Origin of the sequence: Commensalibacter sp. A3DC, assembly GCF_047307945.1 — a bacterium.
GTDB lineage: Bacteria > Pseudomonadota > Alphaproteobacteria > Acetobacterales > Acetobacteraceae > Commensalibacter > Commensalibacter melissae.
In genome coordinates, this window is sequence record NZ_JAXOQA010000017.1 from 1 (window position 1) to 13,042 (window position 13,042).

At 38.1% G+C, this 13,042-nt stretch carries 15 protein-coding genes; 5 read left to right on the plus strand and 10 right to left on the minus strand.

What is annotated here, in order from left to right:
• Nucleotides 1-15 precede the first annotated feature (15 nt).
• From U0839_RS03295 to U0839_RS03305, 3 genes are read left to right on the plus strand one after another with little or no spacing between them, the layout of a single operon-like run.
• Nucleotides 16-804 (plus strand): inositol monophosphatase family protein, encoded by a 789-nt coding sequence (locus tag U0839_RS03295; RefSeq protein WP_413550082.1) that lies wholly within the window; start codon nt 16-18, stop codon nt 802-804.
• A 25-nt stretch (nt 805-829) separates the two neighbouring features.
• Nucleotides 830-2,089, plus strand: a complete 1,260-nt coding sequence (gene serA, locus U0839_RS03300; protein WP_155565460.1) for a phosphoglycerate dehydrogenase — start codon at nt 830-832, stop codon at nt 2,087-2,089.
• 37 nt (nt 2,090-2,126) lie between these two features.
• Nucleotides 2,127-3,611: a YifB family Mg chelatase-like AAA ATPase gene (locus U0839_RS03305; RefSeq protein WP_155565461.1), complete on the plus strand. Its 1,485-nt coding sequence runs from the start codon at nt 2,127-2,129 to the stop codon at nt 3,609-3,611.
• Here U0839_RS03305 and metC read toward each other — a convergent pair.
• Nucleotides 3,603-4,826 carry a cystathionine beta-lyase gene (metC, locus tag U0839_RS03310; RefSeq protein WP_155565462.1) on the minus strand — a complete coding sequence of 408 codons (1,224 nt, stop codon included), beginning with the start codon at nt 4,824-4,826 and terminating at the stop codon, nt 3,603-3,605. The two genes, U0839_RS03305 and metC, sit on opposite strands and share 9 nt — an antisense overlap.
• Before the next feature lie 275 nt (nt 4,827-5,101).
• Between metC and U0839_RS03315 the strand changes: the two genes are divergently transcribed.
• Nucleotides 5,102-5,758: an endonuclease/exonuclease/phosphatase family protein gene (locus U0839_RS03315; RefSeq protein ID WP_155565463.1), complete on the plus strand. Its 657-nt coding sequence runs from the start codon at nt 5,102-5,104 to the stop codon at nt 5,756-5,758.
• Here the strand turns inward: U0839_RS03315 and cls are convergent.
• Nucleotides 5,753-7,189 (minus strand): cardiolipin synthase, encoded by a 1,437-nt coding sequence (gene cls / locus U0839_RS03320; protein ID WP_155565464.1) that lies wholly within the window; start codon nt 7,187-7,189, stop codon nt 5,753-5,755. The genes U0839_RS03315 and cls overlap by 6 nt on opposite strands.
• Before the next feature lie 67 nt (nt 7,190-7,256).
• Between cls and U0839_RS03325 the strand changes: the two genes are divergently transcribed.
• Nucleotides 7,257-7,652, plus strand: a complete 396-nt coding sequence (locus U0839_RS03325) for a YraN family protein (RefSeq protein WP_155568116.1) — start codon at nt 7,257-7,259, stop codon at nt 7,650-7,652.
• Here the strand turns inward: U0839_RS03325 and U0839_RS03330 are convergent.
• From U0839_RS03330 to purC, 8 genes are all read right to left on the minus strand, one after another.
• Nucleotides 7,649-8,014 (minus strand): hypothetical protein, encoded by a 366-nt coding sequence (locus U0839_RS03330; RefSeq protein WP_155565466.1) that lies wholly within the window; start codon nt 8,012-8,014, stop codon nt 7,649-7,651. The two genes, U0839_RS03325 and U0839_RS03330, sit on opposite strands and share 4 nt — an antisense overlap.
• Nucleotides 8,015-8,136: 122 nt before the next feature.
• The gene (gene grxD, locus U0839_RS03335) at nt 8,137-8,466 is read right to left on the minus strand and encodes a Grx4 family monothiol glutaredoxin (RefSeq protein ID WP_155565467.1); all 330 of its coding nucleotides are present in this window, start codon (nt 8,464-8,466) and stop codon (nt 8,137-8,139) included.
• Between the two features lie 24 nt (nt 8,467-8,490).
• Nucleotides 8,491-8,718, minus strand: coding sequence for a BolA/IbaG family iron-sulfur metabolism protein (locus U0839_RS03340; protein WP_110438007.1), 228 nt, complete (start codon nt 8,716-8,718; stop codon nt 8,491-8,493).
• A gap of 2 nt (nt 8,719-8,720) precedes the next feature.
• Complete coding sequence (gene purL / locus U0839_RS03345; protein WP_413550077.1) at nt 8,721-10,931, minus strand: phosphoribosylformylglycinamidine synthase subunit PurL; 2,211 nt, start codon at nt 10,929-10,931, stop codon at nt 8,721-8,723.
• Nucleotides 10,931-11,629, minus strand: coding sequence for a phosphoribosylformylglycinamidine synthase subunit PurQ (purQ, locus tag U0839_RS03350; RefSeq protein WP_155565469.1), 699 nt, complete (start codon nt 11,627-11,629; stop codon nt 10,931-10,933). The genes purL and purQ overlap by 1 nt, the downstream gene beginning before the upstream one ends.
• Complete coding sequence (locus U0839_RS03355; protein ID WP_155565470.1) at nt 11,629-12,030, minus strand: Rap1a/Tai family immunity protein; 402 nt, start codon at nt 12,028-12,030, stop codon at nt 11,629-11,631. The genes purQ and U0839_RS03355 overlap by 1 nt, the downstream gene beginning before the upstream one ends.
• On the minus strand, nt 12,027-12,269 hold the full coding sequence (gene purS / locus U0839_RS03360; protein WP_155565471.1) for a phosphoribosylformylglycinamidine synthase subunit PurS: 243 nt from the start codon (nt 12,267-12,269) through the stop codon (nt 12,027-12,029). The genes U0839_RS03355 and purS overlap by 4 nt, the downstream gene beginning before the upstream one ends.
• Nucleotides 12,266-13,036 carry a phosphoribosylaminoimidazolesuccinocarboxamide synthase gene (purC, locus tag U0839_RS03365; protein ID WP_413550083.1) on the minus strand — a complete coding sequence of 257 codons (771 nt, stop codon included), beginning with the start codon at nt 13,034-13,036 and terminating at the stop codon, nt 12,266-12,268. The genes purS and purC overlap by 4 nt, the downstream gene beginning before the upstream one ends.
• Nucleotides 13,037-13,042 lie beyond the last annotated feature (6 nt).

Below are 13,042 nucleotides of genomic sequence, written 5' to 3' on the forward strand. Positions count from 1 at the left end.
TCTAATCAGGAAAATATAGTGAAGAATTTAAATTCTTATCTTCAGATTGCTGAACATGCCCTTCAAGAGGCACAAAAAGTTATTTGTCCCTATTTTAGACATTCAATTCATGTAGATGACAAATTTGATGAATCCCCCGTAACAAAAGCCGATCGTGAAGCTGAACAAACAATCCGGCAAATCCTAAAACAAGAAACACCCGGTTTTGGAATTATTGGGGAGGAATATGGATCAGATAATATAAATTCCAAATTTCAATGGGTTATAGATCCAATTGATGGAACCAGAGCTTTTATAACAGGCCGTCCCTTATTTGGAATATTAATCGCCTTATTGTATGAGGGTAATCCTGTATTGGGAATCATTGACCAACCGATACTCAAAGAGCGCTGGATTGGTCTTGAAGGGTATGAAAGCCAATTTATTTCAGAATTTGGTGGTCATATAGGTACAAGAAAATGTATTGACCTTTCCATAGCCGAAGGTTCTTGCACTGCACCTGAAATCCTTGATCATTCTCCAAACACCCGCTGGAAATCATTGTGCAAAAAAATCAAGAGAATGAGCTGGGGTGGAGATTGTTACGCGTATGGTTTATTGGCATTGGGTCAAATTGACCTCATAATTGAATATGGCAATAAAATTTGGGATTGGGCGGCCTTGGTTCCAATCATAAAAGGAGCCGGAGGATCAATAACCGACTGGAATGGAAATTCCCTATCTCTTCAAAACAATAATAAATCTGTGCTAGCTTTGGGTGATCCAGGCTTAAAACAGGACGTTATCAAAATTTTAAATTTTTAGTTTCTATATATTAAAGAGAAAATTAATGAATTCAAATCTATCATTACCCAAAGACAAAATTCATATTCTTTTATTAGAAGGTGTTCATCAAAGTGCCGTCGATTTATTAAAAAAGAATGGGTATAACAACATTACCTATCTTAAAACAGCCTTGGAGGGCGATGCTTTAAAAAAAGCGATCAAAGGTGTACATTTAATCGGTATTCGCTCCCGTACACAATTAACCAAAGAAATCTTGGATGAGGCCGATAAACTGATTGCTATTGGATGTTTTTGTATCGGCACAAATCAAGTTGATCTTAATGCTGCACGCAATCTGGGTATTCCTGTTTTTAATGCCCCCTTCAGCAATACCCGTTCGGTGGCGGAATTGGTAATGGGTGAAATCGTCATGCTGTTAAGGCGCATTTTTGTTCGCTCATCCGAATGTCATAAAGGACTCTGGGACAAAAGCAGTATAAACAGCTGGGAGGTAAGAGGCAAAACTTTAGGAATTGTGGGATATGGATCCATCGGATCACAATTATCAATTTTAGCCGAATCTTTTGGATTACAGGTTATATATTATGACATAGTTGATAAGTTAAGTCATGGAAATGCGCGTCCTGTCCAGTCATTGAAAGATCTTTTACAGATAAGTGACATTGTTAGCCTGCATGTGCCTCATAATAAAGGCACTATCAATCTGATAGGCGAAAAAGAGATAGCCTTGATGAAACCCGGTTCATTTCTTATCAATAACGCTAGAGGACAGGTTGTTGATATTGATGCCCTTGTACAAGCATTGAAATCCAATCATCTTTTAGGTGCGGCAATTGATGTATTTCCTGTAGAACCCAAAGTTAAAGGTGAGGAATTCACTTCACCATTACGCGGATTGGATAATGTTATCCTAACACCTCATATAGGTGGATCCACAATCGAGGCGCAAGAACGAATTGGTCGGGAAGTAGGAAATAAGTTTATTGAATATTCGGATGTCGGTTCAACCCTAAGTGCCGTAAATTTTCCAGAGGTTCAGTTGCCAATCCGTTTAAAGGGCACACGATATATGCATGTTCATCAAAACATTCCTGGCATTATGCAAAAAATTAACAACATATTTACCAAGATCAACGCCAATATTTCCGCTCAATATTTACAGACGGATGGTGAAGTGGGTTATGTTGTCATTGAGGCAACAACCGATGGGGATAAGGAAATTGATATTGAAATTTTGCGAGCCTTACGCAATCTTGAGGGAACGATCAGGGCTCGAATCCTTTATCGTCCAAATGAGTTATAATTAATTAAAATTTTAAAGTCAGGATCCATATTCTATAATGGCAATAACCAGAATATCAACTTTTGCCTTTTCTGGTATTGATCCTATTTCTGTGGAAATTCAGGTTCAAATTTCTCGAGGCTTACCCGCATTTACAATTGTTGGCCTGGCTGATAAGGCCGTGACTGAATCCCGTGAACGGGTTAAGGCCGCCCTTATCTCAATGGGTATAGCCTTACCACCGAAACGGATTTTGATAAATCTTTCTCCAGCCGATATTATTAAAGAGGGCACTCATTATGATTTGCCTATTGCATTGGGACTGTTGGTCGCTTTGGATATTATTCCTGAAGGAATGTTATTGAATTATGCAGCTGTTGGCGAATTATCACTTGATGGAAAAATTAGTGCTGTCAACAATGTAATTTCAGCAACTATTGGAGCTGTTTCTCAAGAAAAAGGTTTGATTTGTCCAGCCATACAAGGAAGCGAAGCCCTATTGGGTGGAGATATAGATATAATTGCTGCTCCCGATCTGCTTTCTATCATCCAGCATTTTTTGGGAAAACAGATTTTAACGCCTCCTAAAATGTTACAGTCTCCAAAAACCTCCCATGATTATGATTTGTTTGATATCAAAGGTATGGAAAGTGCAAAACGTGCCCTGGAAATTGCCGCTTCAGGTGGGCATTCAATGTTGATGATTGGGCCGCCAGGATCTGGCAAATCCATGCTTGCAACAAGATTGCCCAGCATTTTACCTGATTTAACCGCACAACAATCTTTAGAGGTTACTCGTATTTATAGTGCTGCGGGATTATTAAACGGTTCTGTCCCTATCAGACAACCTCCCTTTCGAAACCCGCATCATTCTGCCAGTCAAGTTTCATTAACTGGAGGAGGAATAAAAGTGAAACCGGGTGAAATAAGCTTGGCTCATCATGGAATATTATTTTTGGATGAATTTCCTGAATTTACGAGGAACAGTCTTGAAGCATTAAGACAACCGCTTGAAAATGGTAAAATATCTATTGCCAGAGCGATGAATCATATAACTTTCCCTGCGAAATTTCAATTAATTGCCGCAATGAATCCCTGTCGATGTGGATATATGGGCGATACAGAACGTGAGTGTCATCGTGTCCCCCGCTGTGGTGAAGAATATACTCGTAAGATTTCTGGTCCATTATTGGATCGTATCGATATTGTTACCTATATTGAACCGATACCACCACGCGATATCGTTTCTATACCGAATGGTGAAAAAAGTGTAAAAGTTGCAAAACGTGTTAAAAAAGCCAGAGAAAAACAATTTGAAAGACAGAAAAATTTAAATTGTGAATTAAATAATAATCAAATATCTTTATCTGACTCCGTGGCGGAAATAGTAGAAAAAGCTTCAATGCAATTACGCCTTTCTGCCCGAGGCATCACAAGATTATTGAGGGTGGCTCTTACAATCGCAGATCTTTCAGAAAAGGATGAAATTGATATTTCCAGTATTACTGAAGCGTTGTCCTATCGAAAACGTAATCTACTTTAACGTTTTATCAAAAGCTTGTTTTAAATCTTCAATCAAATCATTTTCATTTTCTAAACCGATATGAAACCTACAAGCCGAACCAGTTAAAGTTCTGCTTTTATATTTCCTTCTTATCTCTCCATCAGTGAGTAAAACCAGACTTTCATATCCCCCCCAAGAAGCACCAATTGAAAAAAATTTAAGATGATTAATCATTTCAATAACTTTTTGCAAAATAATATTTTTTTTGAAAACCACTCCAAATACACTGCTTGCACCTGTAAAATCTCGTTTCCAAAATTCATGCCCATAACAACTTGGCAATGCGGGATGAAGAACCCGTTCAACATAAGGTTGCCGACTGCACCATTGTGCAATTTTTAATCCGGTCACTGATTGTTTTTCGAGTCGCGCTGCCATAGTTCTCAACCCACGCAATGTTAACCAGCATACATCTGGTGCTGCCACCTCTCCCATGGCGACAGCATAATCCCTTAAAATATGCCAGTCATCATCACATTTAACTGTAATGGCACCAAGTACTAAATCTGAATGACCATTGGCATATTTTGTTAATGCCTGAACAGATATATCCACTCCATGCTCGAAGGGCTTAAATATACCTATTCCCCATGTATTGTCTAATATTAGTTTAGCTCCATATCTATGAGCTATTTCAGCCGTACCGGCAATATTCTGAATTTCAAAACTATGACTACCGGGACTTTCCGTAAATATTAATTTCGTATTGTTTTGAATATAGGTTTCAATTTCATCAAGATTACAATCAGCGGGGTAGTAGCTGATTTTAACTCCAAATTTTTCCAAAACAGTCTCTGCAAACCGTTTGGTTGGCCCATAGATACTGTCAATTATCAAACAATGATCACCTGACGATAAAAAACCTAATAGAGGTATAGTACAAGCTGCCAAACCCGATGATACTACTTGACAATGTGATCCTCCTTCAATTTGGGCTATAACTTGCTCAAGCTGATGCTGATTTGGTGAACCCATTGCTCCATAAAGCGTTTCATGTTCATACTTACCTTTTTCCGAACGACGCATAGCCTCAACTGAAGGATATATAACTGTCGATCCCCGTGCGAGCGGATCATTTACAAACACACCTTTCTCGGGTAATGAGTATGTCTGTCTACCTATTTGGACCAAAAATGTTGACAAAATTTTCCATCCATAGGAAACGGCCAATTCTTCAGATGATATATAAGACATGCTTTAACCTTTTTGATAAAAAATCTTTTACTTTCTGAAAAATCATTTTATAAAGATTCGTCATATTTTTATATTTAAATACTGTTAGCAATAATTGAAATTCATACTTTATAATATTTGCCAATTAGTAATTGTTATCGATAATTAATTATCCCAAAAATGTTACTAAAATTCTTATATATTGAAAAACAAAGATTAATTCTTAAATTTGTTGGATCAGAAATAGGTAGTAATATTAATTATATTATCAGATAACTATCCAAGAATATCAATTCATGACCCTTTCAATTACGCCACATTACAAAATTTCTAACATTCCTAAAATATTTTCTCAAATGAAAATTATCAGCTGGAATTTGTTAAGAAAAATTGGAGCATCCCCATATGACGTTGCTTATTTGATCAATAATCACAAACCTGATTTATTGTTAATGCAGGAAGCAACAGAGGAAATTAATATTTTACCCGATCTTGTTGGTGGTTATTACAGTCGTTTTCCATTACCTGGCAGAATTCATGGTGTTGCTTGCTGGAGTCCTTACCCATTTTTTTCGCCACCCACGATTTGCGATTTACCCCGAGGCACGTTAATCAAACGTGTTGCCCAATTGATCGATTATGGAAATTTCTGGATAGCTAATGTCCACCTATCCCATGGTCAGATATTGAACCGTAAACAATTACAGGCTCTTGCCGGTATTCTACCTGATCACGCTGCAGTTTTAGGTGACTTTAACCAGATTGGTCCCGCATTATTACATGGATTCAGAGATGTTGGGCCCAATGAACCAACACATAAAATGGCCAATCTTGTGCCAATTCGTCTCGATCGTTGCTTGATCAAGGGTATGGAGTGTATTGCAAGTCAGGTTTTATCCAGATTTACATCCGATCATCATCCAATAATGGTGATACTGCGTCCAGTCTTATAAATATGGAAGCAGCAATCGAGTGGTAGCATCTCTTAATTTTACCAGGAAGAATCTTTTTTCAAGCTCTTTTAATTTTAATGGCTTGTTTCTATGCAATATAATGAAATCGTCGATTTTTTCTGAAAATTTTTCATGATAAACTTCCATATTGATTTCAAAATTCAATCTTAAACTGCGCATGTCAATATTTGAACTACCAACAAAGGACCATAAACGGTCAATAACCATCAGTTTGGAATGATTGAAAGGGGGTTTGGCCAACCAGATTTTACATCCATAACGTAAGGGTAATTTATTGTTTATGTTTCTGGCCCAATCAACCAAAAACTGATTGCTTTGTTCAGGGGTAATTATATCAATTTCCACCCCTCGAATGGCAGCCATACATAACAATGATAGAAAACGGTCATCTGGCAAAAAGTAAGGGGTCATAATCCTTATTGATTTACGCGCCAAACTTATTGCCTGCATCATTGTATATTTGATTTTTTCCATATCTGAATCAGGACCAGCGGTTATAATGCGACATACCATATCTCCCTCCTCTTTCACTTCTGGAAAAAATTTTTCATCATCCAGCTTTTCCGATGTAATAAAAAACCAGTCCTGCAAAAAAGCTTCGGTTAATTCATGAACAATGGCGCCTTTTACCCTAAAATGAGTGTCTGAAACCGGATTTTTAGGGCATTTTGATAACACATTTACAGCAGCGATATTTAAACCTCCTATAAACCCAATCTTTCCATCTACCACCAAAATCTTCTTATGAGTTCTTAGGTTTATAAATGCCATTTTCCAGGGAAGAAATGTATGCATAAACCTGTCTATACGAACGCCATGAGCTTTTAAATATTTGGCAATGGGACAATAGAAATAACCGCTACCTATTCCATCGACAAGTACACGGACAACAGCGCCCCTTTCATGTGCCCTGATTATTGCATCGGCAAATTTCCTGCCAATATCATCACTTTTAAGAATATAAGAGGATAAGAAAACGCAACTTTTTGCAGAATTTATTGATTCCAGCATAACGGGATAGGCTTCATCCCCATTATGATATATATCAATATTATTTCCCTTTAATAATGCCCTTTGTGTAAAGCTTTCTACAACTTTAGCCAATGGATAAAAATGACCTTGAACTGTATAATTAAAATTGCTTTTGGTAAATTTATGATGCCAAGGCCTGTGTGTGGCCAATTTTTGTGCCTTTCGGGTAACACGATTTATACCAAACATAAAATACAGAATAAAACCCGTAATTGGCATTATCCACGAGAATCCGATCCATCCTATCGCAGCTTTGGTATCTCTCACATGTTTCAAAACATGATATGTAACCACTATTAATAAAAATAATCTTAGAACCGCCATTACCCAATCTTGCTTGACATCAATAAAAAACAGATAAGTATAAAAGGCAGTCATAAAATTCCATTCCAAATAATTAACAACATATATTTTTATTCTATTTTAATTATGTTATGCTTTAATTATGATCAAATTTAGTAATCGTCAAAACGATTTTAATTCTTATTCTTTCACCAATAAAAACTATTCTGCTGGATTATTTGCTGAAGAAAAAGTAGCGATCTATTTAAAAAAACTTGACTGGAACATATTGAATCAAAGATACCGCTGTCCATTTGGAGAAATTGATTTAATTGCACAACGTGCTGACTATATATTGTTTGTGGAAGTAAAAAAAAGAAAAACCTTGCGAAAAGCTCTTTTCGCTCTTACCAATAGACAAAAACTAAGATTGATTAATTCCGCGAATTGTTATCTTGAAACATATAACATGAATAATATCAACAATGTTCAATTTGATTATATTATACTAGATTCTCAAAATCGAATTGAACGTCTTGAAAATATTACCGCTTATTAGCTGCGATGACGACGAGCTTTAGATTTTTTATGGGATGAAACATTATATAAAACATTTCTTACCCTCATTTTTCCTAGATTTCTTTGTCTATAGGAAATTTTATGAACCAATGACGAATAACTTTTTTTTGAACTCGTGTGATAGGCAACATTCCTTAGCATTGGATGTCTTGATTTTCTCACAGAACGTTTGACAGGACGGTAATGATGCACTATAGGTGCAGCCGTAAGGGATGCAAGGGTTAACTTACCAGCTTCCGATTCCGTAACAATATGTTGTGCCTTAACAAAAGAAGGCGTTGAACATCCTAATATTGTAACCCCTAAAACCCAATAAAAAGTTTTTTTTACATTTTTTATCATTATCCCAGACCCTTAAACCAAATACCAACCTAGATATCAAGAAACACATTAAAGGATAATTTAGCAAGAATAAAAAGAAATAAAATAGAATTTTTATTCTTGCGTTGTAAAAATTCTACTATTTACTTGCTGATAATATTTTCATCCTGAAAAAGGGTTTTCAATTCGCCAGTGGCATACATCTCGCGAACAATATCACAACCACCGACAAGCTTTCCCTTGACATAAAGCTGAGGAAAAGTTGGCCAACTGGAAAACTCCTTTAATCCCTGCCTTAATTCATCATTTTCAAGAATATTTACATCCTTGAATGAAACGCCCATATCAGAAAGAATATGAACCACTTTTGCAGAAAAACCGCAACTAGGAAAGTCTGCTGTACCCTTCATGAAAAGAACAACAGGATTGTTATCAATTTCTTTTTGGATTTGTTGAAATAACGGATTACTCATTTATTGTATAATTCCTTGATTAGATTATTTTAATACAGACGTTTGTAAAGCCAAGGCATGTAAATCTTTATCCATATAATTTTCCAATGCCTTATAGACAAGCTGATGTTGCTGAACTTTGCTCAATCCATCAAATTCTTTAGCGCTGATCTTGCAATAGAAATGTCTTCCATCATTTTTCAATGCACCAACATCAATAATAGCATCAGGAAATACTTCGACTAAGCGATCTTTAATTTCTGAAATATTCATCTTTAAACTTTCATTAAATTTTCAAAGAAGGACTTGGACGCAGCTTTCATTCTTGCAATTGTAATCATGGCACCTGATGGCATGACAAGGCTATCCCCACCAGTATACCCTATTAATCTTGCAGCAACACCCTGTTCTTTTGCTTTTGATATCATTAAATCGGCATCGGAAGTCATGACAATATAACGTCCCTGATCTTCACCAAACCAATAGGCTTCTGGTCGCATACCACTTTCAGGAACATCAAGCGTGCAACCGGTATTTCCTGCCATTGCCATTTCAGCAATTGAAATAAGAAGACCACCATCAGATACATCATGACAAGCTGCAACTAGTCCCTGGTTAATAATGGTGCGAACAAAATCACCATTGAGACGTTCGGTATTTAAATCAACAGGTGGTGGGTAACCTGCCTCTTGTCCCATAATTTCCCTGAGCCATAGCGTTTGACCCAAATGACCTTCCGTCTTACCGATTAGAACAAGTTTGTAATTTTTCTGTAAAGCGCTACCCACTGATTTTGAAATATCTTCAATAACACCTAAACCACCAATGGCAGGTGTAGGCAATACCGATACATTTTCATTTTGTGCATTACGTGTTTCATTGTAAAGTGAAACATTTCCACTGACAACAGGAAAATCTAGTGCGTTACAGGCATCTTTCATACCTTCAATAGCAGCAATAATCTGTCCCATTATTTCAGGTTTTTCCGGATTACCAAAATTTAAATTATCGGTTATTGCCAGTGGTTTGGCACCTACTGCGGTAATGTTGCGCCATGCTTCGGCAACAGCCTGCGCTCCACCCTGATATGCATCGGCTTGACAGTAACGGGGTGTACAGTCTGTTGTTAACGCAAGACCTAAATGATGACCATCAACCTTTACCACCGCTGCATCACCTTGTCCTGGACGATAGACTGTCTGACCGCCAATCGTGCTGTCATATTGATCCCATATCCAGGAACGGGACGCCAAATCGGCACAACCCAGCAATTTTATAACGGATTTTTCAATATCGATAGTAATATTTAAAGGCGCGATAGGTTGTGGTGCAGGATAATTGGAGGATGGTCGTTTATAAAGTGGTGCCTCATCAGCCAAGGGTGCAAGGGGAATATCAGCTTCTGTCTGGTTATTATGTTTGATAACAATACAACCCGTATCTGTCAGATGTCCAATAATGGCAAAATCCAACTCCCATTTTTCAAAAATTTGCTTGGCAATCTCCGTTCGATCTGCACGCAAGACCATCAGCATTCTTTCCTGACTTTCGGAAAGCATCATTTCATATGCTGTCATCTGGTCTTCACGTTGCGGAACGTGATCCAAATTCAGCTCAATACCGACACCACCTTTTCCGGCCATTTCCACAGCCGATGAGGTCAGACCAGCAGCGCCCATATCTTGGATGGCAACAATGGCATCCGTTGCCATTAATTCTAGACAGGCCTCAATCAGCAATTTTTCAACAAATGGATCTCCAACCTGGACGGTAGGTCGCCTTGATGCTGAATCCTCATCAAATTCCGCAGAAGCCATTGTTGCCCCATGAATGCCATCACGACCCGTTTTGGAACCAACATAAATTACAGGGTTACCTACCCCAGCTGCAGCTGATAAAAATATACGGTCTTTTCTTGCAATTCCAACCGTCATTGCATTGACAAGCGGATTGCCGTTATAACTTTCATGAAAATTGACTTCACCACCGACCGTAGGAACTCCTACACAATTTCCATATCCCCCGATACCCCGAACCACTCCATCCACAATATGACGAGTCTGGGGATTGTCGGGACTACCAAATCTTAGAGCGTTCAGGTTGGCAACCGGTCGTGCACCCATGGTAAAAACATCACGCAAGATACCGCCAACACCTGTTGCCGCACCTTGATAAGGTTCAATAAAAGAGGGATGGTTATGGCTTTCCATTTTAAAAACGGCCGCCAAACCCTCGCCAATATCGACAACACCAGCATTCTCACCTGGACCGTGAATAACCCATGGAGCTTTTGTCGGAAGATTTTTCAACCATGCACGGGAAGATTTATAAGAGCAATGTTCTGACCACATGACCGAAAAAATACCCAATTCGGTCAGGCTGGGTACACGCCCCATGATAGACAAGACTTTATGATATTCATCAGCAGATAAACCGAACTGTTTTGCCAAAGCTTCATTTACAACCAATTTTTGTATCTTACTCATCAAGCCAAGGTCTCCATAATACCCCGGAATAAAGGTTTTCCATCTTCACTTCCCATTAAGGGATTCACCATATCTTCAGGGTGAGGCATCATTCCACAGATTCTTCCATTCAAACTTACAATACCAGCTATGGCATAAATGCTGCCATTTGGGTTTAACTGTCTATCTTCCGGATTTACAATTCCATTTGCTGAGCTATATCTGAAGACAATCTGTCCCTCTCCTTCAAGCTGTCTTAAGGTTTCTGAATCACAGAAATAATTTCCATCTCCATGCGCAGTTGCTGTCTTGAAAACATCACCTTTATTCCACCCGCATGTAAAAGCGGTATCATTTCGTTCAATCTTTAAATGACAATCACGAGATAAAAATCTCAGGCTTGCATTCGGTAGCAAAGCACCGGGAAGTAATTTGGCCTCTGTCAAAATCTGAAAACCATTACAAATTCCAAGAATATATCCCCCTTTATTCGCAAAATCACAGATTTCTCTCATTATTGGTGAATGCGCCGCCATTGCTCCACAACGCAAATAATCCCCATAACTAAATCCACCAGGCAAAACGATCATATCCAAAGAAGGTAAAGTTGTTTCACGATGCCAAATGATAACGGGAGTTACACCCGTTACCTGTTCAAAGGCAATCACAACATCTCGCTCACGATTGGTACCTGGAAAAACAACGATACCTATTTTCATTATTTTACCCCAACAGATGCGTTTTTACATGGATAAGATTCATGCAAAGCACTAAAGACAGTCGCTCCTGCTGGCTGGTTCAATTGATCTGGATGTGCCTTCATATAATCAATAACTTTTTGACGCATTTCATTGCCAGATACGGAGGGATCAATGCAAAAACCGGCCGGTGCCTTGGGATCGCCTTCATTTTTGGCATAGACTTTTGAAAATGCGACAGAATCAGCAATACCGCTAATATAAATATTACATGCCCTAACCGTCTGCGATCTTTGACATAATTGCAGAAAATCGGCAGCTTTAACTTTACTCACTCTTTGCGCCTGCACTGTTGTATTTGCGCAAGCCATTAACAAAGCGATACCGGATACAGTAAATAATATTTTCTTACCTATACTCATGATAAAACCTCGACTTCAAAATCTTCGATAACATTATTGGCCAATAAATTTTGAGCCATTTCTGTTGCCTTTTTTTTGGCTTCACTTACTGACATTTCAGATAATTCAAGATCAACTACACGTCCAACGCGTACATCTTTTACTTCATTAAAAGACAGATTATGCAATGCATGGTTAATCGCCTTACCTTGTGGATCGAGAACACCCTGTTTCAACTGAATAATCAAACGTAATTTCATTCCATATGCTCCGGATTGCTACTTTCTATAACCTCAAATTTTTTTTCAGGAATAATTTTCAATCGCCTGGCGATTTCCTGATAGGCTTCTTCCACTTTACCAAGATCACGACGGAAGCGATCCTTGTCAAGTTTTTCACCACTTGCCATATCCCAAAAACGACAATTATCAGGTGAGATTTCATCTGCCAAAACGATATGAAATTCATCATCTTTCCATAAACGTCCATATTCAAGCTTGAAATCGATCAGCCTGATTCCGATACCCGCGAACAATCCTCTGAGAAAATCATTGATACGTAAAGTATAACTTACGATTTCATCCATTTCCTGCAAGGTCGCCCAATTGAATGTTGTAATATGATCTTCCAGAACCAGTGGATCATTCAGTTCATCATTTTTCAAATAATATTCGACAATGGGACGGGGAAGTTTTTTCCCCTCATCCAATCCCAGACGTTTGACAATACTACCCGCCGCAACATTTCTGACCACAATTTCCAAGGGAATGATCTCAACAGATTTTACCAGTTGTTCCCGCATATTCAAACGACGGATAAAATGGGTGGGTATATTAATTTCAGAAAGCTGCAACATCAAATATTCGCTTATGCGATTATTCAATACACCCTTCCCCGTGATTGTACCCTTTTTTGCACCGTTACCAGCCGTTGCATCATCTTTAAAATATTGAACAATTGTTCCAGGTTCAGGTCCTTCGTAAAGAATTTTTGCCTTACCTTCATAAATTTTTCGCCGACGGGTCATCATGTC

Bases quoted from the DNA above. Each gene is read 5' to 3' on its own strand.
- serA (WP_155565460.1), top strand. From the start codon at position 830: ATGAATTCAAATCTATCATTACCCAAAGACAAAATTCATATTCTTTTA.
- U0839_RS03305 (WP_155565461.1), top strand. From the start codon at position 2,127: ATGGCAATAACCAGAATATCAACTTTTGCCTTTTCTGGTATTGATCCT.
- metC (WP_155565462.1), bottom strand. From the start codon at position 4,826: ATGTCTTATATATCATCTGAAGAATTGGCCGTTTCCTATGGATGGAAA.
- U0839_RS03315 (WP_155565463.1), top strand. From the start codon at position 5,102: ATGACCCTTTCAATTACGCCACATTACAAAATTTCTAACATTCCTAAA.
- cls (WP_155565464.1), bottom strand. From the start codon at position 7,189: ATGACTGCCTTTTATACTTATCTGTTTTTTATTGATGTCAAGCAAGAT.
- U0839_RS03325 (WP_155568116.1), top strand. From the start codon at position 7,257: ATGATCAAATTTAGTAATCGTCAAAACGATTTTAATTCTTATTCTTTC.
- U0839_RS03330 (WP_155565466.1), bottom strand. From the start codon at position 8,014: ATGATAAAAAATGTAAAAAAAACTTTTTATTGGGTTTTAGGGGTTACA.
- grxD (WP_155565467.1), bottom strand. From the start codon at position 8,466: ATGAGTAATCCGTTATTTCAACAAATCCAAAAAGAAATTGATAACAAT.
- U0839_RS03340 (WP_110438007.1), bottom strand. From the start codon at position 8,718: ATGAATATTTCAGAAATTAAAGATCGCTTAGTCGAAGTATTTCCTGAT.
- purL (WP_413550077.1), bottom strand. From the start codon at position 10,931: ATGAGTAAGATACAAAAATTGGTTGTAAATGAAGCTTTGGCAAAACAG.
- purQ (WP_155565469.1), bottom strand. From the start codon at position 11,629: ATGAAAATAGGTATCGTTGTTTTTCCAGGTACCAATCGTGAGCGAGAT.
- U0839_RS03355 (WP_155565470.1), bottom strand. From the start codon at position 12,030: ATGAGTATAGGTAAGAAAATATTATTTACTGTATCCGGTATCGCTTTG.
- purS (WP_155565471.1), bottom strand. From the start codon at position 12,269: ATGAAATTACGTTTGATTATTCAGTTGAAACAGGGTGTTCTCGATCCA.
- purC (WP_413550083.1), bottom strand. From the start codon at position 13,036: ATGACCCGTCGGCGAAAAATTTATGAAGGTAAGGCAAAAATTCTTTAC.